Source organism: Armatimonadota bacterium, from assembly GCA_017993055.1.
Taxonomy (GTDB): Bacteria; Armatimonadota; UBA5829; order DTJY01; family DTJY01; genus JAGONM01.
In genome coordinates this window covers 1-25,724 of sequence record JAGONM010000014.1, presented here as the reverse complement: position 1 = coordinate 25,724, position 25,724 = coordinate 1, and the positions used below count along the sequence as shown (strand labels likewise).

Annotated in this window: 17 protein-coding genes; 10 read left to right on the top strand and 7 right to left on the bottom strand. The window is 62.2% G+C overall.

Annotated elements, in window-relative coordinates; translation table 11 throughout:
• Positions 1-6: 6 nt before the first annotated feature.
• Both KBC96_07225 and KBC96_07220 read right to left on the bottom strand, forming a co-directional pair.
• Positions 7-630 (bottom strand): ThuA domain-containing protein, encoded by a 624-nt coding sequence (locus tag KBC96_07225; protein ID MBP6964179.1) that lies wholly within the window; start codon positions 628-630, stop codon positions 7-9.
• 14 nt (positions 631-644) lie between these two features.
• Positions 645-1,436, bottom strand: coding sequence for an aldolase (locus tag KBC96_07220; protein ID MBP6964178.1), 792 nt, complete (start codon positions 1,434-1,436; stop codon positions 645-647).
• 108 nt (positions 1,437-1,544) lie between these two features.
• Here KBC96_07220 and KBC96_07215 point away from each other — a divergent pair, with 108 nt between their 5' ends.
• Entirely contained in the window at positions 1,545-1,847 is a 303-nt protein-coding gene (locus KBC96_07215) for a winged helix-turn-helix transcriptional regulator (GenBank protein ID MBP6964177.1), read from the top strand.
• Positions 1,848-1,862: 15 nt separating this feature from the next.
• A complete protein-coding gene (locus KBC96_07210; GenBank protein MBP6964176.1) occupies positions 1,863-4,337 on the top strand; it encodes a DsrE/DsrF/DrsH-like family protein in 2,475 nt (824 codons plus the stop codon).
• 371 nt (positions 4,338-4,708) lie between these two features.
• On the opposite strand, the gene KBC96_07205 is transcribed toward KBC96_07210, so the two are convergent.
• From KBC96_07205 to KBC96_07195, 3 genes are read right to left on the bottom strand one after another with little or no spacing between them, the layout of a single operon-like run.
• Entirely contained in the window at positions 4,709-5,125 is a 417-nt protein-coding gene (locus tag KBC96_07205) for a secondary thiamine-phosphate synthase enzyme YjbQ (GenBank protein MBP6964175.1), read from the bottom strand.
• Positions 5,126-5,140: 15 nt separating this feature from the next.
• Positions 5,141-7,081, bottom strand: a complete 1,941-nt coding sequence (locus tag KBC96_07200; GenBank protein ID MBP6964174.1) for a hypothetical protein — start codon at positions 7,079-7,081, stop codon at positions 5,141-5,143.
• Positions 7,078-10,137 carry a hypothetical protein gene (locus tag KBC96_07195; protein ID MBP6964173.1) on the bottom strand — a complete coding sequence of 1,020 codons (3,060 nt, stop codon included), beginning with the start codon at positions 10,135-10,137 and terminating at the stop codon, positions 7,078-7,080. Before KBC96_07195 ends, KBC96_07200 begins: the two co-directional genes overlap by 4 nt.
• 121 nt (positions 10,138-10,258) lie before the next feature.
• Here KBC96_07195 and KBC96_07190 point away from each other — a divergent pair, with 121 nt between their 5' ends.
• The 6 genes from KBC96_07190 (at position 10,259) to KBC96_07165 (ending at position 20,329) form a co-directional block, all read left to right on the top strand.
• Entirely contained in the window at positions 10,259-11,812 is a 1,554-nt protein-coding gene (locus tag KBC96_07190) for a hypothetical protein (GenBank protein MBP6964172.1), read from the top strand.
• A 98-nt stretch (positions 11,813-11,910) separates the two neighbouring features.
• Entirely contained in the window at positions 11,911-13,167 is a 1,257-nt protein-coding gene (locus tag KBC96_07185) for a DegT/DnrJ/EryC1/StrS family aminotransferase (protein ID MBP6964171.1), read from the top strand.
• Between the two features lie 36 nt (positions 13,168-13,203).
• A complete protein-coding gene (gene hisD / locus KBC96_07180; protein MBP6964170.1) occupies positions 13,204-14,478 on the top strand; it encodes a histidinol dehydrogenase in 1,275 nt (424 codons plus the stop codon).
• On the top strand, positions 14,423-16,651 hold the full coding sequence (locus tag KBC96_07175) for a hypothetical protein (protein MBP6964169.1): 2,229 nt from the start codon (positions 14,423-14,425) through the stop codon (positions 16,649-16,651). The genes hisD and KBC96_07175 overlap by 56 nt, the downstream gene beginning before the upstream one ends.
• Before the next feature lie 126 nt (positions 16,652-16,777).
• Positions 16,778-18,019: a DUF5596 domain-containing protein gene (locus KBC96_07170; GenBank protein ID MBP6964168.1), complete on the top strand. Its 1,242-nt coding sequence runs from the start codon at positions 16,778-16,780 to the stop codon at positions 18,017-18,019.
• Positions 18,020-18,040: 21 nt separating this feature from the next.
• A complete protein-coding gene (locus tag KBC96_07165) occupies positions 18,041-20,329 on the top strand; it encodes a DUF4838 domain-containing protein (protein ID MBP6964167.1) in 2,289 nt (762 codons plus the stop codon).
• A 314-nt stretch (positions 20,330-20,643) separates the two neighbouring features.
• Here the strand turns inward: KBC96_07165 and KBC96_07160 are convergent, their stop codons facing one another.
• Together KBC96_07160 and KBC96_07155 are read right to left on the bottom strand one after the other, a co-directional pair.
• Entirely contained in the window at positions 20,644-22,434 is a 1,791-nt protein-coding gene (locus KBC96_07160) for a PAS domain-containing protein (protein MBP6964166.1), read from the bottom strand.
• A 2-nt stretch (positions 22,435-22,436) separates the two neighbouring features.
• On the bottom strand, positions 22,437-23,114 hold the full coding sequence (locus tag KBC96_07155; protein ID MBP6964165.1) for a response regulator transcription factor: 678 nt from the start codon (positions 23,112-23,114) through the stop codon (positions 22,437-22,439).
• Positions 23,115-23,286: 172 nt separating this feature from the next.
• On the opposite strand from KBC96_07155, the gene KBC96_07150 reads away from it, so the two are divergent.
• Together KBC96_07150 and KBC96_07145 are read left to right on the top strand one after the other, a co-directional pair.
• The gene (locus KBC96_07150) at positions 23,287-24,636 is read left to right on the top strand and encodes a hypothetical protein (GenBank protein MBP6964164.1); all 1,350 of its coding nucleotides are present in this window, start codon (positions 23,287-23,289) and stop codon (positions 24,634-24,636) included.
• Positions 24,637-24,661: 25 nt separating this feature from the next.
• A complete protein-coding gene (locus tag KBC96_07145) occupies positions 24,662-25,504 on the top strand; it encodes a PstS family phosphate ABC transporter substrate-binding protein (protein MBP6964163.1) in 843 nt (280 codons plus the stop codon).
• Positions 25,505-25,724: the final 220 nt, after the last annotated feature.

Genomic DNA, 25,724 nt, shown 5'->3' with positions numbered 1-25,724 from the left:
CAAGCCTCAGCTATCTCCCGCTGCCCAGACCGACCCGTTGATCAGAAGCGGGGCGAACTGCGCGTGCCGACAGCACTCGGGCGTGTGGCCGAGGGCGAGGTAGTAGACCCTGCCCTGCCCCCAGGCCTTCGTCCAAGCGACCGGCTCGGCCTTCCCGCGGTAGAGCGCCGACGCTAGGACGGTCACGCGCGGATCGTAGTCGAGGATGTACTGCTCGTCCTCGACAAAGAACTCCTCGATGCCATGAGTGATCGGGTTCTCGGGGTCGGCGACGCTGCACTGGTACATTCGCGGCTTCGGGTGCGTGGTGAAGATGCCTCCGAGCATCGCGTGGAACTCCGCGCAGTCGCGGAACGACGCCGTTGCGGAATGGACGCCGACGAATCCCTTCCCCGAAGCAACGTATCTAAGCAGGCCGTCGCGCTGTCCATCGCTCAGTTCGCCGCGAGTGTAGTAGAGCACGATCACATCATACGCATCGAGCCCGGATTCGAGGACCGACAGGTCCTCATGCACGCGGGTCACATCGAAGCGACTGTCCGCGCGGAGGATTCTCTCGATCTCGTCGCCGCAGCCCTGCCCGTCGTGGATGATGCCGCCGCTGAACACCAGAGTCTTGATCGGATTCATGAATGCCTCCCGCGCTACGGAACCTTGAGGCCCCTGATCACCTTCATCAACTCGTCACAGTACGGCCGCAGGGCGAGAACGTCGGCGCCGAGCGACAAGAACCGGTACCCCATGTCAACCCACTCCTGGATGTTCTGGGCGCTGGAAGTCGTACCGGCGAACTTGCCGTACTTCCGACACACGTCAGCCACCCGCCTGCGGGTCTCGATCAAGAGCGGATGGCTGAAATCGCCGGGGGCGCCGATCCCCTGGCTGAAGTCGGCCGGGCCGAAGAAGATGATGTCAATTCCGTCCAACTGCGCGATCTCTTCGAGGTCGTCGAGCGGCTCGGGATCCTCTATCTGCACCGCGAGGAAGCGGTTGCCGTTCGCAAACCTCAGATACTCCTGGAAGTCGCAACCGCAGTACTCGCCGTCCGCGTTTCCGCCGTCAACCGGCCTGCGGCCGATCGGATGGAAGCGCGTCATTCGAACGACATTCTTCGCGTCTTCGAGGCTCATTATGTGCGGCACCATGATGCCTGCCGCGTCCATCTCGAGCGGCCTGACGTAGTCGCTGTAACCGCCGCGAGCGACGCGCACCATCGTGTCGCAGTTGTGCGCCTTGCCGGCGTATATCTGCGCCTCGACGAGCGACCAGTCGCTCGCAGTGTGCTCCATATCGGCCCATATGGCGTCATACCCCGCGAGAGCGGCTATCTCGACCGCGCGCGCGGTCTCCAGGTTGAGTTTGAAGACGCTCGCCACCTCACCGGCGCGAAGCTTGTCCAATACACGGCTGGTACGCATAGAAGAACCACACTCCATTCATTGTTTCTGTTACTTTGGGCACGGGGGCCGTTTTCTCCTTGTGCGGTTGACAAACGTAAGCCGGGCTTGTATACTCGATACATCGTGACGTTACGAGGTTTCGATATGACAGAAAAACGGCAGTCCCTTTCGACAGAGGCACTCTGCGAGGCGGCGGCGTGCCTCAGGATCATGGCTCATCCGGTCCGCCTGAGGATCGTGGACCTGCTGATGCAGAATGAACTGGCCGTCCACGAGATCGCCGATCTGTGCGAAGTGAAGCCGAACCAGATATGCGAGCACCTGCGGCTCATGCAGACCGCCGGACTGCTCACCAGCAGGCGCGCCGGTAGAACCGTCTATTACGCAATCACTTCACCGCGGCTGCCTTCCCTGATGGAGTGCATCCGCAAGAACTGCCCGAGATAACCCGGAGGAGATCACATGTCCGAGAAGACCAGAATCGTCATAGCCGGAGGCGTCGCCGGAGGGGCGTCCGCGGCCGCGCGCGCAAGGCGGCTCTCCGAGGAAGCCGAGATCATCGTGCTGGAGCGCGGAGAGTACGTCTCCTTCGCGAACTGCGGACTTCCCTACCACATCGGCGGAACGATCAGCGACCGCAACAGACTGCTGGTGCAGACTCCCCAGACCCTCTACGCGAACCTGCGCCTGGATGTCCGCACCAGGACCGAGGCCGTCCGCATTGACCGCGAGCGGAAGGAGGTCATCGCCCGAAACGTGGAGTCGGGCGAGGAGCAGGCGATCCGGTACGACAGGCTGATCCTGAGCCCCGGCGCGGAGCCGATACGCCCGCCCATTCCCGGCAGCGAGGACCCGCGAGTGCGCACCCTGCGGTCCATGCAGGACATGGACGAGATCGTCGCGCTCCTTGAATCCGACACTTCGGGACGAGCGCTGGTGATCGGCGGTGGGTACATCGGCCTGGAGATCGCGGAGGCGCTTCGGCACCGCGACATGGAGGTCACCCTCGTGGAACTCGCCTCGTGCGTGATGGGGGCGGTTGATCCGGAGATGGCCAACCCCGTGCACCAGGAGATTCTGCGGAACGGGGTGGACCTCCGGCTCGACACTTCGGTCACGAGCTTTGAAGACTCGGGAGACACCCTGACCGCGCACCTGAGCACCGGAGAGGCGCTGGAGTGCGGGCTGGTCTTGATGGCGATCGGCGTTCGGCCCGACGTCTCACTCGCTCGGGATGCGGGGCTGAAGATCGGCGATCGAGGCGGCATCGTCGTGGACGAGCATATGCGGACGAGCGATCCGGACGTGTTCGCGGTCGGTGATGCCGTCGAGGTGACGGAGTTCGTCGGCGGCGGGACGGCTCACATACCGCTGGCGGGACCGGCAAACCGACAGGGGCGAATAGCGGCGGACAACGCGCTGGGGCGGAGCAGCTCCTACAACAGGACGCAAGGCACAGGGATATGCAAAGTGTTCGACCTCGCGGTCGGGATGACCGGACTGAACGAGAAGTGCCTGAAACGGGACGGAATCCCATACGAGAAGATATACATCCACCCAGCAAGCCATGCTTCGTACTACCCCGGGGCGACCCAGATGAGCCTCAAGCTCCTGTTCGATCCCGGCGAGGGCCGGATACTCGGCGCGCAGGCAGTCGGCGCGAACGGGGTGGACAAGCGGATTGACGTGCTGGCGACCGCCATCCGGGCGGGCATGACCGTCTACGACCTCGAGGAACTCGAGCTGTCGTACGCCCCACCCTACGGCTCGGCTAAGGACCCGGTCAACTACGCCGGGTTCGTCGCATCGAACGCGCTAAGGGGAGACGTCGCGCTCTGCCACACCGAGGACTTCCTCGATCCGTCCGACTCGCAGATCATGCTGGACGTCCGCACGGCCCCCGAGGTCGCGGCGGGGACCATTCCCGGCTCAGTCGCCATCCCGCTTCAGGAACTTCGGGAGCGCATCGGCGAGCTTCCGCGCGGCAAGGAGATTCTGGTCTTCTGCCAGGTCGGCCTGCGCGGATACCTGGCGTGCAGGATACTGAGACAGAAGGGGTTCGCGTGCCGCAACCTAACCGGGGGGTTCAAGACCTACCGGATGGCAACCGGCCATCTGGACGCGCCCTCCGCGCCGGACAGGAAGGAGGTTACGGACGACTCTGGCACGACCGACGAGGTATCCGCGGCCGCCGTTTCCGCAGGGGTTACGCCCGTGAAGACGGTTGACGCGACCGCCCTCCAGTGCCCGGGGCCGATCATGCGCACCGCGGAGGAACTCAAGGAGATCGCACAGGGCGAGGCGATAGAAGTGATCTCGACCGACTCCGGGTTCGCTTCCGACATCGGCCCGTGGTGCCACAGCACCGGGAACACGCTGGTCGAGCTGACATCAGAGAACGGCCGCTACCGGGCGTTGATCGCGAAGGGCGCGCCGAGGCCGGAGCACGCTCCCGCTCACACTCCATCGAAGCACAAGACGATCGTCGTGTTCAGCAGCGACTTCGACAAGGCGGTGGCGGCGTTCGTAATCGCAAACGGAGCGGCGGCGATGGGCAGTGAGGTCACGATGTTCTTCACCTTCTGGGGGCTGAACATCCTCCGCAAGCCCGAGGGCGCGCGCGTGAGCAAGAACGTCATCGAGAAAATGTTCGGCTGGATGATGCCGAGGGGCGCGGACAAGCTGTCGCTCTCGAAGATGAACATGGGCGGGATGGGGCTCTCGATGATCAAGGGCATCATGCGAAAGAAGAACGTGCCCTCGCTTCCGGAGTTCATCGAGTCGGCCCGGAAGTCGGGAGTGCGGCTCGTGGCGTGCACGATGTCCATGGACCTGATGGGCATCAAGCGCGAGGAACTGATCGAGGGCGTCGAGGAGGGCGGAGTGGCGATGTACCTTGACAGGGCGGAGGCGGGGAACGTGAATTTGTTTATCTAAACGACAGCAACAATCGTGCTCGACAGCACTCAGAGGCCCGCTGTGTGGCGACTGAGTTCGCGCCTCGACCAGTTCGCGTGACCGCGCGAGGAGGGAGCCCTGTAACCCCAAGACCGGTCATGGAGGATCGGCGGTGCGAGAGGGGCAGGTGCGAACCACACGGAGAAACAGCCCGCCAGGGCAGTTTGACGGGCTGTTTCCGCAATCACCACGCTCACAGGAGATCGCACCCAAACGATCCCATTGCAACATAGTGCAATATTATTCTACAGCAGAGGCGGCACGGCGACAATAGTCCCATAGGACGGAAGTTTCGGGGCGCTACCCCCCCAAAGGTCGGGCATAGACGACTTCGGCGCATACCCCGCGTCCTATTCGCCCATCACCGTCACGAGCACCGAGCGGCGCCGGGGCTTCACGTCGCACTCGATGAGGAAGACCTGCTGCCAGGCGCCGAGCACGGGCTTGCCGTCCGCGACGGGGATCGTGAGCGAGGGACCCATGAGTGTCGCCTGGAGGTGCGAGTGGCCGTTGCCGTCGTGCCAGGTCTCCTCGTGCGCGTAGTCTTGTCCAGCCGGGATCAGGCGCTCCAGCAGGGCCGGGAAGTCCTGCGCAAGGCCGGGCTCCAACTCGATCGCGCCGAGCGCCGCCGTGCTGCCCACGTTGAAGACGTTTGCGATGCCGGTCTGCACGCCGGACTTCCGCACGACCTCGAGCACCCTGTTCGTGAGATCGTGGATCTCGTGGTGCTCCTGGGTGCGGATGCTGATTTCCTCCTGATGAACCATAGGTCTGCTCCTTTCCTAGTAGAAGAACGTATATGTCTGCACGCCCATGATGCCACGCACGAAACTCCACATGCCGCCTACCGCGAACTCGCCGAGCACGAGGCCGACGAAGAACGGGATCGCCGCCCGGTAGCCTCGCAGGCCCGCGTATCGCAGGATAAGCACCTTTATGAGCCAGCTTATCATGATCGGCAGCCAGATGTAATCCGTGCCGAATGCCATCCCGAGCGCGTATCCCGCCAGGTGGAACGGGAAGCCGTGGTATGTGACGGCGAGCTTCGCGAGAAAGAGGGCAAAAGCGGCGCCGACCGCGATGCCGAGGATGCTCATGTAGTTCGCACCAACCGGATTGGCGAGCCAGTTGGACAGCTGGGTGTAGGCCTCGCGGGAGAACCCAGACCCGGGAGCGCCGGGATGGTGCGCGGCTGCGTAGTGACGCCCGTAGGCGAGGTGCATGATCGCCCAGAACGCCGAGAGCACGCCGATCACCCCGGCGGCGGCGAGCGCGGCGACCATGGTTCGGATGCGCAACCCGCTCTCGCCGGCGGCCTTCAGGCACTCGGCCTGCTGGGGCATCAGAAGCCCGCGGTGCATCCGGTTCTGGAACCAGAGCAGTGAGAAGATCGTGAGGTTCTGCGGGCCGAGGAACGAAGTCCCCAGCGCGAGCACGAGCATGTGGCTCGGACCTACCGTGCCGAGTTCGTGGGCGGGCGGACCGAGTTCGGCGCGTATTCGGGTGAACGCGCCGCAGAACATGACGTAGAGAAGGACATAGGCGACTGCGAGCCAGAGCGCCATCCCGGCCAGGTTCAGGAACGCGGTCATGACGACGAGCGCGAGCCCGAGGGCGATCAGCGCGCCACGGTAGCTGACGCCGCCGTCGTGGGTGCTTCCCTCCCCGGTGACGGCCGATCTCCAAACCGCTTGCAGGTATCCGCGCCCGAACCAGAGGCTCGCGGCGAATAGGGCGATCAGCGCGCCGAAGGACTGCTCCTTCAGGTACGGATACCAGACGTCCGCCCCCTGGTAGCCGAACGCCGACGCCGAGACCTGCTGGGCCTTGCGGAAGAAGAAGAAGAACCAGCTCGAGAAGGCCATGTTCGTCGGCATAAAGAAGCTGAGGCCGATCACGAACGGATAGAACGAGACGACGGTCCAGCCCATCGCACGCCATGGGGCGTACGCGCTGAACCAGGGGCTGATATTCGTCATCTTCACGTTGACGCTCGGCAGGGTCGGGTAGAACTGCGCGAGGCCGTTCAGCAGGTCAATCGAGGCGGCGATCACGAAGCCTGTCCAGAATAGGCGGCTGCGGAAGAGCGCGTTCGATCCGCCGCCCTCGGTGATGATGATCGGTATCTGCGCGATCGGGTAACTCAGGCGCTCGTTCTCGACCCAGTGCCTGCGCAGGAGGATGACGATCGAGAGCATGGCGGTGATGACCGAGACCAGGAAGAGCGACCACGCGCCGATCGGCACCAGCCAGATGCGGATGTTCTCCCAGTCGTACAACGTGGAGTGCCCCTGTTCGAAGCTCCTGACCGAATCGCTGAGGTCGTTGATGGTGAGCCACCTGGGCAGGTGGGGCATGATCGTCTCGGCCATGCGGTTCTCGGGCGTGGCGAAGTAGGCGGCGTGAGGGATCGTCGGGACGACCATCTGCATGCAGTCGTGGCCGACCAGGCTCGAACCGGTGGCGACCATGCCGTAGACCACCAGGAGCTCCCGGCGGCAGAGCGCGGCACTCGGCAGGAAACGCCTCACCAGGGCGTTTATGAGCATGAGCGCCATCAGGCTGAAGATGACGTTGTAGAACAGGGAAGCGCACGTCGGGAAGCCGGAGTAGTCCATCGCCTCGGCGCGGGCGATCCAGAGGCTGTTGACGGGGATGAGCGCGCCGCCGAGCAGGAAGACCCACCATCGGAAGCGCTCCGGCGGCAACCCGACACCCTTCATGGCCGACCGCCGGATCGCTCTACTCGGAAGACGGCGACGTCCTCCGGTCCAAGTTCGACCTCGAATGCGGGCGCACGCAAGGTCCGCCCGCCAAGGACATCCTCAACCGGCGCACCCGGGCCCGCTCCCGACCGCGGATCGAGAGTGATTGTCGCGGTCCTGCGCTCCCCGGAAGAGTTGAAGACCGTCAGGTAGAAAGCTTCGCCGCCGCCGAACCGCTCGATCCAGACGTCCGGGTCGCTCGTTCGAGCGAGGGTTACCGGCTGCCACCCGGCCTCCGCGATGGCGATGATAATCGGGAGGTACTTCTTGAAGACCGGCCGGTGCCTGTCAACTACGATCGGATCGGCCCAGTACCAACCTCCCGAAGGCGCGGCCTGGTTCGACGGGAGAACTCCATAGAAGAGACACCGCTTGACGTATCTCGCCTGCTCGTCCGCAGTCAGATCTGAGTATTGAAGCACGCAGTACGGCTTCCCCCGGCTCATGAACCGCGCGAAGTTGAACTCGGCATCGGGCCAGGGAGTCCATGCACCGCCCTGCTTCCAGAATAGTTCCGTGCCCATCACGTCCAGATAGGGCGCGGCGAAGGGGGTGGCGGGCGTGCAGTTGCCGAAGACGAGCCTGCCGGTCGAATGCATCCAGTCGGCCATCCGCCGGGCGTACGTCACGTGAGAGTAGACCTGATGGAGCGCCGGCATGCGCCCGCAGTCGAAAGTCGGCGGCTCGTCCGCATAGGCCCAGTGGGCGCGCCGGTAGTTCAGGTTCGCGAGGTAGCATTCCATCGTGTCGAGGTAGACTCCATCGAGCCGACAAGGCAGCAGTTTCGCCTCCTCGAAACCACCGTTCGCCAGCAGCTCGCGACCCCCGGCGCGCAGGCTGACATCATCTATCCAGAGCACGGTGGAATCGGGGGTCCAGGTCGGGGTCTGCAGAGAGACGGAGACGTACCTAGGCGCTCGGGCGGTCGGAACATCGTGTACTCGCGTCTGCCAGGAAGAGCCCGGGGCGGCAACCGGAAAGGAGACCCCAGCGCTGGTGCCGTCATCGTACCAGAGAGTGACACTCCAGGCGAACCCGGTCCCGTCGGCCGGAACGCTCTCACCTCGGAAGCTGTAGCTGAACGAGAGGGGTTCCGCTGAGCCGACGTACCGGACGATCTGACTGATGCCGCGGAGATACTGCTCGTAGTAGGACTTGCCCTGGACGGGATCGAGACGCACAGACTGCCCACCGGAGCGCTTATGCTCCTGGTCCACTTCGATGAAAGGGTGCTCCGAGACCCTCGCGAAGGTCCAACCGGGGAGGTGCCACTGCCGACTTACCGTCATGGTCTGGCGCACGATCTCGCGGTCCCAACCGCCCGAGGAGTACTGCGATCCGGCGGGCGGGGGAAGGAGATCATTCGGGTTCACGATCATCATGTTCTCGTTCCGACCGCCGGTAGGGCTCCGGAAGAAGTATCCCTGCGGGTTGCCCCACCGGTCCTCGATGGAGCTGCCCAGGTAAGCTGGATACCGCCTGCGCATGTCGAGCGGAAGCGACCGATCGTCCTGGATCGCGATGCGCTTCGCCAGGCTGACAGATGTCTGCGGATCGGCCGGCCCGTGAACCTCAGGCGCGAGGAGGTGCGCCGGAAACTCCTGGTGGTGTATCCACGGCTCGGCGTACCGAAACGAATACATCTCAGCACGCTCGTCCCAGCCCATGTGGCCGACCGATTCCAGGAATTGGAAGTGGAAATCCTCGTGCTCCGGGATCGCGGCAGGAGTCATGAATGCGAGCCACGTGCCCTGCTTCTCGACACGATTGCGGAAAGCCCACTCGAACACCCGGTAGTACTTCTCCGCCGCACCCCGGAATCCGTCTGAGCAGGCGAACAGGTATGCGGTGAACGAGCTTCGGTTCGCCCAGCGGCCTGCGTCGGGGCTCAGCCCGAGGTCGAAGCGGATTCGCAGCTCGCGGCGCGCGGCGTCGTACTCGGTCTGGAAGACGCGCGGCTCGGCGACCGACGTGCCGATCGCGAGGCATTCGCCGGTCTTGGTTTCGACGCAGGCAAACGGGTAGCGGCTGTTCCAGCCATCCCGCCCCGCCCCGTACCAGGCGCCGCTCCGGTAGATCCCACCCTCCTCGATCTTCCTGCTCGTGCGGACGTCGTCGTGCCAGACGCCGCCGACTGCATCGAGCGGGATAGAGAGCCAGGCGCTTACCGCGCGGTCTCCGCATTCCATGCTCTCGAAGGAGCAGGTGATCTCGACGCACTCCTGCATCGGCCGGTAGGTGACCATCCCTCGAAGGGATGCCTCTTCGATAACAAACTCCTGATGGACGGAATTATCCACGCGCCTGACCGCATCAGACGGCGACGACACCTGATAGCTCGCACGCTGCAATCTCACGCCGCGGTACCAGGCCATGCACTTGCCGCCGGGGACAGAGAGGTCGAGGTCGAGGCTCTCTACCGGCCTGTCGGGGCAGATCACGCGCCTGCTGAACTGCGGACCGTGGTCGTACTGGCCGAAGTACGCGGAGACCTCTGGCATACGGCTGCCGTCCGTATAGACCGCGTTCGCGTTCAACGCGAGGTGCCTGTTGAACCATCCGAAGGCCTCGCCCTCGACACGGGCCTGGCACCAACCGGAGAGCACGAGCGGCTCGGGCGTCTTCTGGTTGATCTCGACCCGGGCCTTCGGGCGCGCGTCGCTCACTCCCGAGACGCGCATCCACGAGCCGGGATGTCCGTTCGCCGACTCCTCGTAGCAGTCAGCCGGCGTGTTCCAGAATGCCGGCCCAACCTCCAGCAGGTCGGGCGCGTTTCGGTCCTCTATGACCTCCTCGAAGCGGATCGGGGAGGAATCGGCCCGAAACTCGCGTCCACCGATAGAGACCGAGCGAAGAGTGCCGTCGGAACGGTTAAGCGTCAGGGAGAGGTCGTCATCGGTCTCCAAACGGATGCTTCCAGCCGATTCACGCGCATTCGACTCGTTCGGAGAAACACCGTCGGGCACAGAAAACGAGGCGAGTATCGCCAGAACTATGGGACAGCAGATGATCATGGACTCGTTGACCTCCGGATAGAACTCGATTCCACTTCGAACGCCGGCTATCCTGCGTAGCGGCTCCGGCAAACAGGATTGGCTACGGGTCGCGGAGAATCATTATGGTGCGGAGGCGCGATTGGATATCAGGTCACTAGCGACTGTATTTGGAATACTCATGGCATGGGCGGCTGCAACTCGCGTCGGGGCAGGAACAACAGGTATCAAGATCAACCTGCGCGATGAGAAGCAGGTCATTCACAGCTTCGGGGCGTCCGATGCGTGGACCTGTCAGTTCGTCGGCGAGAACTGGCCGATCGAGAAGCGCGAGCAGATCGCGGACCTGCTCTTCAGCAACGAGACCGACGCCAGGGGAAACCCAAAGGGCATCGCACTCTCGATGTGGCGTTTCTACGTCGGGGCCGGGAGCGCCGAGCAGGGAGACGCGAGCCGCATCCACACACCGTGGCATCGGGCGGAGTGCTTCCTGAACGCGGACGGGACGTACGACTGGACAAAGCAGAAGGGTCAGCAGTACTTCCTAGAGGCCGCGCGCGAGCGAGGCGTTCCGTTCCTGCTGGCGTTCAGTTGCTCTCCTCCCGTTCATTACACGATCAACGGCATAGCACACTCCAGTGACAGGCGATGGACCCTCAACATTCGCGACGGTTCCGTGCCCGCTTTCGCCGATTTCCTGGTCGCCATTGCCGAGCACTTCCACGAGAGGGGGCTGAACTTCGACTTCATCAGCCCGGTGAACGAGCCTCAGTACATCTGGGACAGCAACAAACAGGAGGGCACTCCGGCCGAGAATGCGGAGATCTATGAGTTGACCCGCCTCATAGCAAAAAGGCTTCACGATAAGGGGCTGCCATCCGAGGTGGTGATCCCGGAGGCGGCCCGCATTGACTACCTCTGCTGGAAGAAAGGGAATCCTCGCGAAGCCCAAGCCGATGCCTTCTGGAATCACGCATCGTCCTATTACCTCGGCAACCTGCCCGCGGTAACTCATGCCGCATCCGCTCACAGCTACTTCACCACCTGGCCGATATCGAAGCAGGTGGAGACTCGCAGGCAGCTCCGTGAAGAGATGCAGCGGATCGATCCCGGACTCGAATACTGGCAGACCGAGTTCTGCATACTGGAAGCGAACGACGAGATCACCCACGGGCACGGACGCGATCTCGGCATGGACACGGCGCTCTATGTGGCCAGGGTTATCCACAACGACCTGACCGTCGCTAACGCGACACACTGGTCGTGGTGGCTGGCGGTCTCTCAGGCCGATTACAAGGACGGGCTCATCTATATCGAAGGAGAGAAGCCCGAGAACGACGGGCGCGTACTCCCCTCCAAGTTGCTCTGGGCGCTCGGCAACTTCTCGCGGTTCGTGAGGCCGGGCATGGTGCGGTTGGACGTATCGTACGATGTAGAGCGTTCCCCGCTCGAAACCACCACCGGCCTGATGGTCTCGGCCTACCTTGACAAGGAGAGAGGCCGACTGGCTATCGTAGCGATCAACACCGCGACCACAGCGCAGGCGATCAGGATCAAGGGCCTCAAGGTGCGGGGTGACTGCTTCGACACCTACACCACTTCGAAGACCCGGTCGCTCAAGAAGGCCGCCACACCGGCGAACAGGATCAACATCGCCCCGAGAGCGATAGTAACCCTGGTCGGCGCCGTCGAGTAGCCGACTCGAATCCATCTTGACCGCGGATCACCGAATCGCAATCTTCGTCGGTCTGCGCTATACTAGGCTCAGTATCACTGAGGCGGAGGTCAGAGTCAATGGAAGACAGCGAGAAGTTCACCGGATCGGATACCGAGGGAGGTATCACGAGCAGTTATCACATGGACGACGGGGTCGTGCTGAAGGTGCCGTATGCCTTCTTCGGCTCGATCTATGACGACGACGAGAAGAACGCCGCGTGGGAGGCGATGCAGCAGGACACGCTGACCATGGGGCCGCAGGTCGCCGCATTCCAGAAGGAGTTCGCGGCGATGTGCGGGACGAAGCACGCGTTCGCCTCATCCAACTGCACCACGGCGATGCACATCTGCACTCAGGCGTTCGGCATCGGGCCGGGCGATGAGGTCATCGTCACGCCGAACACGTTCATCGCCACTTCGCTCGTCGTTCTGAAGGAAGGTGCGCGGCCGGTCTATGCCGATATCGACCCTCGGACGTTCAACATCGACCCGAAGGAGATCGAGAGCAAGATCACGCCGCGGACCAGAGCGATATATGTCGTCCACTACGGCGGCCAGATGTGCGACATGGACCCGATCATGGAGATCGCGCGGAAGCACAATCTCTTCGTGCTGGAGGACTGCGCGCACACCCCCGGCGCGGAGTACAAGGGCCGCAAGGCAGGAAGCATCGGCGACGTCGGCTGTTTCAGCTTCCACTCGCTGAAGAACATGACCACCTGCGGTGAGGGTGGGATGATCACGACCAACCGCGATGACCTGGTCGATCCGATCGAGAAACTCAGGTGCATGAACCTCGAGCCGTGGAAGGACCAGACCGACTATTGGGTCCCGTCGCACTTCAACATCGTGGACGTCAACGGCAAGTGGGGCAACAACTACCGCATGAACGAGATTCAGGCGGCGGTCGGGCGAGCGCAGTTGAGGAAGCTTTCAATGCTGAACGAGAAGCGTCGCGAGTTCGGGCGCAGGATCACCGAGGGACTTAAGGGCATCAGGGGTGTAACCCCGGTCTACGAGGACCCGAACTGCTATCACGTCTATCACCTCTACACGGTCTGCGTCGAGGAGGAAGAGATCGGCGCGAGCCGGGATGATTTCATGCGCGTGCTCTACCGCGAAGAGGGCGTCCAGGGCATCCTGCACTACCAGCCGACGTACCACTTCGACGGCCTGAAGAAGCTCGGCTACGGAGATCACCTCTGCCCGATCCATGAGAAGTTCTTCTACCATCGGGAGTTCAACATTGCGATGCATCCGCGCCTGACCGACCGCGAGATCGAGGATACGGTCACCGGGATTCGCTACACGGCGGAGAAGGTGCGGCGGAGATAGGACGTATGGGACGGATGGGACCTATGGGAGGTGAGGATGAAGGTTATCAAGCAGGGCGGGCATCGGCTCTTCGAGAGCGACCCAGAGACGACACGAGTCGTAACGGAGATGCTCATCGATCTGGAGCGGAACGGGATGGATGCCGTTCGGAAGTACAGCGCCAGGTTTGACGACTGGAATCCTGAGAGCTTTGAACTGGACGACAGTCAGGTATCCGAGGCGATATCGCGCCTCTCGGAGCAGGCCATCGCCGACACGGATTACTGCCAGGCCAACGTTCGCGCATTCGCTCAGGCGCAACTGGAGACGATGAAGCCGCTCGAGACGGAGATCAGGCCGGGAGTCATCCTCGGGCACAAGCACATCGCCGTCAACTCGGTCGGCAGCTACATCCCCGGCGGGCGGTACCCGATGTTCGGCTCGGCTCAGATGAGCATCATCCCGGCGAAGGTTGCGGGCGTCAAGACCGTCGTCGCATGCACGCCGCCGGTCAAAGGTCAGGGATACTATCCCGCGACGATCAACGCCATCAAGAAGGCCGGCGCGGACCGAATCTTCATCCTGGGAGGCGTCCCGGCGCTCGCGATGATGGCATTCGGCATAGGCGACTTGGAGCCGGTCGATGTACTCTGCGGCGCGGGCAACAAGTACGTCACCGAGGCCAAGCGCCAGCTCTTCGGGCGATGCGGCATCGATCTGCTCGCTGGCCCGACTGAGATACTTGTGATCGCGGACGATTCGGCTGATCCGGCGCTCGTGGCATGCGACCTCCTCGGGCAGGCGGAGCACGATCCGAACAGCGGCATCTGCCTCATCACTCTGAGCGAGGACTTCGCACGCCGGACGGTCGCCGAGGTCGAGAAGCAGCTTCGGACGCTCCCCTCTGCTGATGTGGCTTCCGTCTCCTGGGCAAGCAACGGCATCGTCTATGCCACCGAGAGTCCCGAGGAGGCGGTCGCCTTGAGCGACGAATATGCGCCCGAGCACCTGGAGCTTCATGTGCAGGATCGGGACTTCTTCTTTGAGAGCCTTACCAACTACGGGTCGCTCTTCATCGGCGAGGAGACGACAGTCGCGTACGGCGACAAGTGCATCGGCACGAACCACATTCTCCCGACGAGCCGTGCCGCAAGATACACCGGCGGCGTATGGGTCGGCAAGTTCCTGAAGACCTGCACCTACCAGCGCATGACCCCGGAGGCCAGCCGCGAGATCGGCGCGGTCACCGAGCGCCAGTGCAAGCTGGAGCACATGCTTGCACACGGAATCACGGCGAAGGTGCGAGTTAAGCGGTACTCGGATCAGACGTGAGAAGCCGGCGCAGTTCCTCAGCGACGCATCCCCGTCCGATCGCGAGATCGAGGATGCGGTCAAGGGAATACCCAGTACCGACGACAAGGTTCGGAGACAAGCTGTGACGTCAGCAGGGATGGAGATAACACGAGCGATGCTGATTCTGCTGCTCCTGCTTCCGATATCCGCACGGGCTAATGATGTGTATGACATCCGTCCGATGTCGGAGCGCGAACTTATGGCCACGTACCAGAACGTGATGCTCGACGCCTGCCGTCACGCCGAGGTACAATGGCACGAGTGGTCGGCGGATCCCGAGGGCGGATACTGGGGCAACGCGATCAGCGACGGCAATGAAGGCATACGCGCGATCTCTCAGATGGTGCTCACATGCGGCGCGCTCCTGAAGTACTCGAATGCTTTGAAGGGCGACGAGCGCCGGAAGTATATGCGGAAGACCACCGCGGCGATCTACTACTGCATTTCAACGCACGTGACCGGAACGCAGATGTGCGCCGACGGCAAGCGATGGGGAGGCAGCTGGCAGTCGGCGATGTGGGCGGGGACGCTCGGCTTCGGGGCGTGGCTCATCTGGGACGACCTGAGCCCCGACTTGCGCCAGGGCGTCGAGCGCGTGATGGCATCAGAGACCGACCGCTTCCTCGGGAGCAAGCCTCCATTCGGTCGCTGGAACGATACCAAGGCCGAGGAGAACGGCTGGACGCTGATCTGCATTTCGCTCGCGGCCAACATGTTCCCCGAGCATCCTCACGCTCAGGTCTGGAACGAGAAGGCCATCGAGTACATGATGAGCACTCTCTCGACGCCCGCAGACCTGAGGGATACGAGCATCATAGACGGCAAACCGGTCAAGGAGTGGGTCTCGGGGGCGAACCTTCACCCGGATTTCACGCTCGAGAATCATGGTTTCTTCCACCTATCCTACGTCGAGTGCAGTTCGTACTTCCTCACTCAGGCGGCGATGCACTACATCTATGTCCATCGGCCGGTCCCCCAGGCGGCGACTCATCATCTGATGGATACCTGGGCGATGCTTCAGACGCTCCTGCTCCCTTGCGGCGACAGCGCTCGGCCTCAGGGGATGGACTGGGAGCTGCACGGCCTGCCGAACATCAACCTGATGGCTTCGCTCGGAACTCTCATGCGCGATCCGACAGCGACCGATGTGGAGAAGATCGTCCTGCAGAGGATTCGCACATGGCAGGAGATGCAGGACGGCGACCTGGCCGTCCCGGGTTCGAAGCTCGGATTTACCAGGCACTCGATCGTCGCCGAGCAGACGAGCTATGGCTTCCTCGCGCACAAGCTGTTCGGTCCTTCCAATCCGAGGCGGACCGGGCCGCTTCCTACTGAGGGTGTGCGGAAGCACAACTCGGTCGGGGTGGTTCTGCACCGGACGAAGAGCAAGCTCATGTCGTTCTCCTGGAAGAATCGGGTCATGGGCATGCTCGCCCCGATCGGAGAGGGACATCTCGGCAATCCGCACTTCACCGTCCCGATTCTCAACGGATTCGTCGGCTCGATGGAGACCGGGGGCGAGAACAAGCTCGATGTCGTCGAACACTCCTGGAAGGAGACTGCGAACGGTTTCGAGACGACAGGCGTGCTCCTCACGAATGGCGAGCAGTTGAGGCAGACGATCAAGGTTTGCTCGATCGGCGAGAGGACCGTCGTCTATCAGGACCGCGTCACCGCGATTACCGATGTGACCGTCACGCGTGAACTGGGCATTCCTTTCGGCATCGAGAACGACAAGCTCAGTGGCGGCAAGCGGAGCGTCTATCACCAGTACGGAAAGACCGTCTTCGATTGGGAAAAGGCTCAGGAGACCATGGTCATTCCAGGGTCGTGGGCGAATGTGGACGGCCGACTCGGCATCGTAACGGCAGCCGGGTCAGGACTGGCCTACTGCCAAGCCTCCGGATATAACCAGCAGGCGGTTTTCGCGGACGTCCTCTACGGCTCATTCTCGGACCAGCCCCGCAGTTTCAAGGCGGGTGATGAGGTTGCGAGCCGTATCGCGGTCTTCTTCACGGAGGTCTCACCGGAGGAGACGGCAGCGCTGGCGCAGTCGGTCCATGTGGAGCACACGGCGAACGGCGGTGTGCTTCGCATGAGGCTCCCCGAAGGCGGAGAGACCCGGCTTCCCCTGTTAGGAATTCCCAAATGAGATATGTGTGCGCGCTTGTGCTCGGGATGACCAGCGGAGTTCCTCGAGCCTACCGCGTGCCGTACTGCTACTGTCTGGCGCGAAGACAGCGACTGTTGCGGAGAATGAACCACTAGGACCGGTCACATGAACGTCGAACATCTGGCAAGGGACCTGGGCGTCGCCCCCATCCCGGAGACCTGGAGAACGCACCGGCAGGCATTCGAGGCGTGGCAGTCATCCGGCGGCTGTGGAGCCGAGATGGGCGTGATCCCGACAAACTCGGCGGAAGTCTTTGGGCTGCCGTCGGACTGCATGGGGGACCTCGAGGCGGTCTGCGCTGAGATCAGGAAGAGCTCCGCGCTTGCTGCACTCGCAGGGCTCTGGCACTTCCTCCTCTTTCACCAGCCGGGAATGCGCGGACTCGGCGAGGATGTGCTGCCCGCCCCCGTGGCCGCACTCGGTAGGGCCGCCCCCCTCTTCCACATCGCTGTCCTGGTCTCCGGCACGGAACACGCTCTCCGGGCCTTCCGCGACACGGGTGTATCAGAGCAGATCGCCCTCGATTCCCTGAGACAGTGCGGTTCGCAGATGATAGACCACCGCGAGCGGTATGGTGTTTACGGCATGCGGTTTCTCGGCTGGATGCGCAACTACTTCAATGCGATGATGTTCCGCCTCGGACGCCTTGTGTTCAACACCAATGACTACACGTGGCCGTTCCGCGTCTACCGGCATCGCAAGAAGGGTGAACTGATTGCATTGTGCGACGCCGGAAAGCTCTACCGCGCGGATGGCACGGCTGACGGCACGAACGGCATCACCGACCCGGAGCCGTGGGAGTCGGCACTCGGGATAGGCACCGACTTCGTGAGAGGAAACCCCGTCCTGCCCGGCGCGCTGGCCGGGAGAGAGATCGTCACACTCTCAACGAGCGACTGGAAGCCGACTATCACGCCCGGCGACGACATGGTCGAGGTCCACATCCCCGGACGGAACAGCGGCGGCGCGCTGATCTGGGACGACTGTCTCGCGTCCTACGCTCAGGCGCTCGAGTTCTTCCCCCGCCAATACCCGGAGAAGAACTTCACGTCGTTCACCTGCTGGTCCTGGCTGCTCGATCCGAGCCTTCCGACGATACTGCCGGCTGAGTCGAACATCGTGAAGTTCCAGTCGCCCTTCCACCTGCTGCCGGTAGTCGGCTCGGACGGTCAGTGCCGAGACCTTGCCTTCGGAGATCCATCCGTTGACCTGGCGGGATTCACTCCCAAGACGTCGCTACAGCGGGCGATCGTCGATTTCGTCCGGGCGGGCAACCGGATGCGCTCGGCTGCCGGATTCATCACCATTGAAGAGATGCACGCGCTCACGGGCGCGGGACGATGTTGAACTGATTCGGAGGAAATCGGAATGGAACGAACACCGTCTCTCATGAGGGCATTCAGTCCGCTGCTTGTTGTACTTGCCGTCTGCATCGCGACGTCCGCCTGCGCGATGACTATAGCGGAGGACGGCGAGTCGGACTACTGCATCGTTGTTGCGTCGGATGCGATCACGCCCGAGAAGACGGCGGCGTACGGACTGCAGAGCTACCTGAAGCGGGTAACCGGCGCGGACTTCCCTGTCAGGAACGAGCAGGCAGCAAGAAAGCATGCGCGCCAGATTCTGATCGGCCAGTCCAAGAGCGTCCGGAGCCTACTGCCCGATGTGGACTGGAGGTCGCTCGGTCACGACGGCATCATCATCCGAACTATCGGCAACAAACTGATTCTCGCCGGCGGGAGGCCCCGGGGAACACTCTATGCAGTGTATACCTTCCTGGAGGACACAGTCGGCTGCCGGTGGTGGACGAGCACCGAGAGCACTATCCCCAAGAAGAAGACTCTACGCATACCGGAACTGAACATCAACTACACGCCGAAGCTGCTCTGCCGCGAGGCATACTATGAGGACACGAACGCCAATCCGCTGTTCACGGCCAAGCTGAAGCTGAACGGGCACTTCTCGGCCATTCCGGAGGAGTACGGCGGACACTACTCGATCCTCGGCTGGTGCCACACGTCGTACGCCCTACTGCCCCCGAACACGTATTTCGCCGCCCACCCTGACTGGTACAGCGAGATCAACGGCAAGCGCAGCGCCGACTGGGGACAGCTCTGTTTCAGCAATGAGGAGATGCGCAAGGAACTCACCCGCCAAGCCCTGGAATGGATACGTAAGAACCCGAATGCGGGCATCATATCCATCAGCCAGAACGACTGGGGCGGCAACTGCCAGTGCGCCAGGTGCAAGGCCGCCGACACCGAGGAGGGATCGCCCTCAGGCTCGCTCATCAGAGGGATCAATGCGATTGCCGAGGAGATCGAGAAGCAGTACCCGGACATGCTGATCGAGACGCTCGCTTACCAGTACACCCGCAAGCCGCCGCTCCACGTCAAGCCGAGGAAGAATGTCGTCGTGCGCCTCTGCTCGATCGAGTGCAACTTCGGCAGGCCGCTGGACAGCGACTACAACGCCGGGTTCCGCGACGACCTGCGCAACTGGGCGGCGATCGCGCCCAACCTCTACATCTGGAACTACGTCACGGACTTCGCCGGCTACATCCAGCCGCATCCGAACATGAGGGCACTGGCGCCGGACATCCGGTTCTTCGTCCGCAACAACACCATCGGCATCTTTGAGCAGGGAGACCCGGGATGCACGATCGGCGACTTCGACAAGATGCGCGTATGGCTGCTCGCCCACGTGATGTGGGACCCTTCGAGGGACGAGAAGGCGCTCACGGCGGAGTTCATGAACGGCTACTACGGCAGAGCAGGATCGTATCTTCAGCAGTATCTGGCTCTGGTCCACGATTCCTGCGAGAAACGGAACATGCACCTGGGATGCTACAACGGCGACCTGAGTTTCCTGACGCTAGAGGTGATGAACGAGGCGCTGGGCCTCTTCGCCAAGGCACAGGAGTCGGTGAAGAACGACCCGGTCCTGTCCGCAAGAGTGCGCCGCGAGCGGCTGGTGCTCGACCACGCGCTGCTGAGAAACTACTGGGGATACAAGCAGGCATCGGAATCGGGCGGAGTAGCGTTTGCCGGCCCCGCTGATCCGGGGAAGCTGGCCAAGGAGTTCGTAGACCTGGCGAGGCGATACAAGAACCGGAATGCCACCGAGGGCCAGTCGTTCGAGTCCTATGTTCCCGGGCTCGAGGCGCTGTTCATCATCCCACCGACTCCCGAGGAGCTGAGCGCGCTGCCAAAGGAAGACTGCATCGTAATCGAGGAGAACGCGATGCAGCTCATCGGCAAGGAGAACGGCTGGGTAGAGGCGGTGCAGGACTCCGCCGCGTCGGACGGAGCGGCGGCCCGGATGCCCGGGAGTCACACGCAGTGGGCGACGCAGTTCAGCATCACCGCCGATGTCGCGAAGCAGTTGGAGGGCAAGTGGAAATGTTACGCCGTCATCCGCTGCGAGACCGGCGACGCGGGAAGCGGCTTCCAGGTGGGGATATTTGACCCGGCGAGCGGGTTCGTTGCGCGACCCACTCCATATTGCCCGAAGGCGGATGCGGGGAGGTACAAGACCTACTACCTGGGTTCGCATGCGCTCAGGCAGGGCATGTACCTCTGGGTCGCCCCATTCGGCGACGGCAACGCTATGAAGGCCATCTACACCGACCGCTTCGTGCTGGTGCGCGACAAGTAGCCGACTGGGTTTCGAGGAACACACTTGAGGTGTCCGGATGCAAACGCTTGACGTAGTGCTGGTCACTCTGGCTATTGCCGCGTGCTGCTGATCGTCAGTTGGTGCGACTAGCTCTCGGCGAACAACTCCATCTGGGTAGCTCCCTGGAGAATAGTAACGTGGGCAAGGCGATCTGCGCCGACAGGTTAGTCCTCGTCCGGGACAGGTAGTCATGCGCTCTTGTCATCCGCCGGCCGTCCGGGAGAGTGCGACCGTCAGGACCGGGCGGAAAACGGACCATAGAGGCAGTACTCCCGCCCTCGCAGGACGTTCGTCTACCTCAGCGGGAGGGTGACCGTGAAGGTGCTTCCCTTTCCGGTCTCGCTGCTTACGCAGACGGTTCCGTCCATCATCTCGGAGAGGTGCTTCACGATCGAGAGGCCCAGGCCGGTTCCCCCGGACTGCCTAGATCTGGCTTTGTCCACGCGGTAGAACCGTTCGAAGATGCGAGGCAGTTCGTCCGGTGCGATGCCGATCCCCGTGTCGGCGACCTGCAGCGACAACCGGCCACTCTCCACGTACGCGGAAATCGTGACTCGACCATTGTGCGCGTGAGTTTGCGCCTGCCCACCCACCCCGTGCACTATCGCATTGTCCACCAGGTTGATGAGGATTTGTTGAACAGCGTCCTGATCGCCCCGCATGACCAGGTCGTCCGGAACGTTGGATGAGAGTTCCTGAGACATCTGCTCCGCCTTGGGCATCAACTCCGACAGAACATTTTCGACGACCGCTGAGATCCGAAACTCGTCCCTGCGAACCGGGCGCCATCCGGATTCTATCGTGGCAAGATCGAGGAGATCCTCGGATATGGCGGTCAGCCGATCCGCTTCGGTCACGATCTTCTCCGCTAGTTCGCCCGCAAGCTTGTCGTCCTTCTCTCCTCGGAGGACTATCGTCTCGGCCATAGCCTTGATCGAGGCCAGAGGAGTCCGCAGTTCATGGCTCACATTGGCCACGAAATCCCTGCGCACGGAGTCTATGCGCCTCACCGCCGTCAGATCGTGCATGACGATCAGGGCTCCCGGAGGACCGTCGGGTTTCTCCAACGGGGCAACGAAGACGTTCGTATAGGGCTGCTCCGATGTCTGGAGCTGAACCTCGAGCGATGCAGGTGTACCGGTGCGAAGGACGCGGCTAACCAGTTCCGAGATGTCGCGGCTCAGTGTGGCCTCGATGACGGTCCTGCCCTGAACCTGCATGATGTCCGCGCCGAGAAGACCGGAAGCCGCGGGGTTCAGCATCTGCACGCGAGCGTTCGAATCCACGACGGCGATCCCGTCGTCCGCTTTGTCGAGAATGGTCTGCAGCTTGGCCTTGTCGGCGGCAAGTTCGTCCATTGCGCGCCGGAGCTCAGCGGCCATCTGGTTGAGCGTTACCGCCAACTCCTCGATCTCATTCCCCGGCTCGGCGGGCGCATCGAGTCGCAGATCGAGGTCACCCTGGGCGAATCTCCGTGCCGCGATGCTCATCGCCGAAATGGGCCTCGAGACGTTGAAAGAGATCATCACCCAGGCGAGAACTGCGATCAGAGACACAAGCAGGGCCGCGACGAAGAACACCCGATGGATGATCCCCCGCGCCTCCTCGACCAGCGACAGGTCTTCGGCAAGCCGTGCGACTCCGAGGGGATGCGCGGCATCGCCAATCCTGGCGGCCACGTAGAGCATCCTGATATGCAGGGTTTCGCTGTATCGGATCGTCCAGCCGGAGCCGGATGCAAGAGCCTGTCGGACCTCCGGGCGGTCGTTGTGGAGTTCCATGTCGGAGTAGTCGTACTCGCTGTCGCCGAGCACTCGACCGTCTGCGCCAATGATCGTGACGCGGCGTCCAAGCTGCCCGCCCGCCTCTCCGGCCAGCGGATCGACGGCCTCGGGCCCGGAAGTCATCAACGGCAACGCGAGCTTCGCAACGAAACGGCACTCAGTGAGCAGTGCGCCGCGGAGTGAGGAGACGTAGCAGTTGTCTGTCCACTGCGAGAGATAGATTCCCAGCGCCGCGATGGATACCAGGACTAGCAGGTAGGCGAACGCGATTCTCCAACGGATGCTTCGCAAAGGTCTCATGGTCATTCCGCGAACTTGTACCCGACTCCTCGGACAGTAAGTATGCGTTCGGGCCTGGAGGGGTTCTCCTCGACCTTCTCCCTGAGCCTGCGAATGTGCACATCTACCGTGCCCGCGTCTATGTACTCATCCTCTCCCCAGACTCGATCAAGGAGGACCGAGCGCTCCATCACCCGTCCTCGGCCGGTGAGGAGAACATGGAGCAGTTCAAATTCCTTGAGGCGAAGATGCACCTCTGTCCCTTCGACCGTCACCAGCCGGCGTTCGACGTCAAGCTCGACCCCATGCGCGCTTAGCAGATTGGAGGGCTGAACACCCTGCATCGAGCGCCGAAGGGCGGTTCGAATCCTCGCGATCAGTTCCAGCATTCCGAACGGCTTAGTGATATAGTCGTCGGCACCGACTTCGAGACCTACCACCTTGTCTATCTCTCTCGACTTGGCGGTCAACATCAGGATCGGGATGCCAGAGGTGCGTCGGATCAGCCGGCAGACCTCGAGGCCGTCAATACCGGGAAGCATGATGTCAAGCAGCACGAGATCGGGCTTCTCCTGCTCCATCATCTTCAGGGCGGACGGCCCGTCCGCCGCGACGCAGGTCTTGTATCCCTCCTCGGAGAGATTGAGGGCGATAGTCTCGGCCAGAGGGGCTTCGTCTTCGACTATGAGTATCTTCGGCACATACGCCTCCAAGGAGCATTGTACAGGGGATGGGAGTGCACTGCAACACCCGGCGGGGACCCCAGGACACCTTTAAGGCACAGACAAGTCCGGTGAAAGCATTCTGCAAACTGGCCGGGTTATGCTGAAGTCGAACGCAGGCAAGTCACACAACGGAAAGGAGAGATCACGCGTGAGAAAGATCGCAGTAGCAATGTGCCTGACAGCGGGCATGCTCTGCGCGGGAAACACCGCCGCGCATGCGCAGGATGATCTAGCCGCGCAGATTGCGGAGATCAGGCAGCAAGTCGAGGAACTGCAGAAGCATCTCGAGAAACTGCAGGAAGCTCAGTCGGCCGCGACAGCTTCTCAGGAAGACGCGGAGAGCCTGTCATCCACTGTGCAGCAACTGAAGGATGCGGTGGAGGAGCCTGAAGGAGCCATACAGACTACCGTAGCCGACGTTGCCAAGCTGAAGAAGATCAAAGTGTCCGGCTATGTCCAGGCTCGGTCCGAGTCCTACCAGAATATCGATGGTGCGAGCAATCTCGGCGACAACAAGACGCTTGACAACAGGTTCTACGTACGCAGGGGCCGCTTCAAGATCACCGGCCAACCCACCTCCAAAACCGTCGGCGTCGTTCAGCTGGACATATGCGGATATGACCGGAGCAGGGTAGAGACAAAGGACCTGTACCTCGAGTACCACCCCTGGGGCGTGGCAACGCCCGCGCCGTTCTTCGTCCGGTTCGGACAGCAGAACTGGCCCTTTGGCTATGTGATCGAGCGTTCGTCTTCGGCCCGCGAAGTACCGGAGCGCCCGAAGCTGTTTGGGGGCACCTCGGTGAGCCTGTCAGGCTACCCATCGTTCAACGGTCTCTTCCCCGGGGAGCGCGACAAGGGCATCGCTCTGTTCAGCACGGAGACCAGCAAGCTGGATTGGGCGCTGGGCGTGTTCAACGGCACGGGGACCAAGTCCGGTGACCCTGGGAAGTCGTTCCTGGAGAGCGGCGGGAAGTTCGAGGACAACAACGGCGGCAAGACCATCGTCGGGCGGTTGCGATACCCGGTCACTGAGAGCCTCAGCGTGGGTGCTTCGATCTTCAGGGGAACTCAAGCGGTACGCGCGGTCTCGAACGCGCCGGCCGCCGCGAAGGTGGATCAGACTCGCCTGGGACTGGACTTCCAGTACTACATGGAAGGCGCATCGATCAAGGGCGAGTACGTATCCGGCAAGGAGCCCTACTACTCCAACACGACCATTACGCCCAATGGTACATCAGGAACGAACCGCACGGTAAGCGGATGGTATGTCGTCGGCGTGAAGAACCTCGGTCCTGACTACCAGGCCGTAGCCCAGTATGACGTGCTCGACGACAGGGCGCTAAACGCTACCTTCGGGACGCTCAGCACCTGGAACCTTGGACTCGTCCGCTTCCTTGACGAGGCCACGAAACTCAAGCTGTTCTATGAAATCAACGATGAGGAGAGAAACTCGGTAGACAACAACGGGTTGCGCGTCGAGATGATCACCGTCTTCTAGTCCTGAGGGAAATGAGGAGAAACCAATGAAAAACAAGATGCTCGAAAAGGTATACGTTATCATGCTGGCTGCGGCGGTGGCCGCCGGCTTCGCTCTGCCGGTCGTGGCGGCCGGCGGAATGATTAAGATCAAAGGCTCCGATACGGTCCTGCCCCTCGCTGCCGCGTGGGCAGAGGCCTATATGAAGAAGAACCACGACGTAATGATCTCCGTCACGGGAGGCGGCTCCGGAGTGGGGCTGGCCGGCCTCATCAACGGCTCCTGCGACATCGCGAACGCCTCCCGTGCGGCAAGGCCGAAGGAAATCACGCAGGGCCGTGATCGCAACGTGACGCTCAAAGCGACAACCGTTGCCAAGGACGGTGTGGCGGTCATCGTCAACCCGGCCAATCCGATGACGAACATCTCAATGGCCAACCTCGCGAAGCTCTACACCAGCGCCAACAACTGGAAAGACGTGGGCGGCGAGAACATGAAGGTCGTCGCGATCGGCAGGGACAGCAGTTCCGGCACTTACGTGTTCTTCCAGGATACTGTGCTCAAGGGCAAGCGGTTCCGCCAGGAGACCCTTACCCTGCCCTCCAACAATGCCATATGCCAGTCGGTGGCACGGGACAAGGGAGCGGTCGGCTACGTCGGTCTGGCATTTGCCAAGGAGTTCGTTGCGAAGAAGAAGGTGAAGATAATCGCGGTTGACGGCACAGCAGCAAGCGATGAGTCCGTCAAGAGCGGCAAGTACAAGCTCTGGCGCCCGCTCTACTGCTACACCAACGGCCAGCCCAAGGGCGAGGTCGCCGACTACCTCAAGTTCGTCACCGGGCCCGAAGGCCAGAAGATGGTGGAGAAGCTGGGCTACGTGGCGCGCTGATGCGGCCACGGTGACTAGGACTTCGAGCCTGGAGGCATCACGTTCGAGATCCTCCAGGCTCTCTTGTTCTTATGGTATGCAGGGATAGGTTAAGCAGGGCGAACGCACGTTGTTGATAGCCATCTAGGTCCCCACAAAGATCGCCTCCAGGAATGACGTGTCCCAGCAGGCTTGTTTTATCGATGCCCTCACGCTCATCTTGCCCTTTACCAGGTTGATC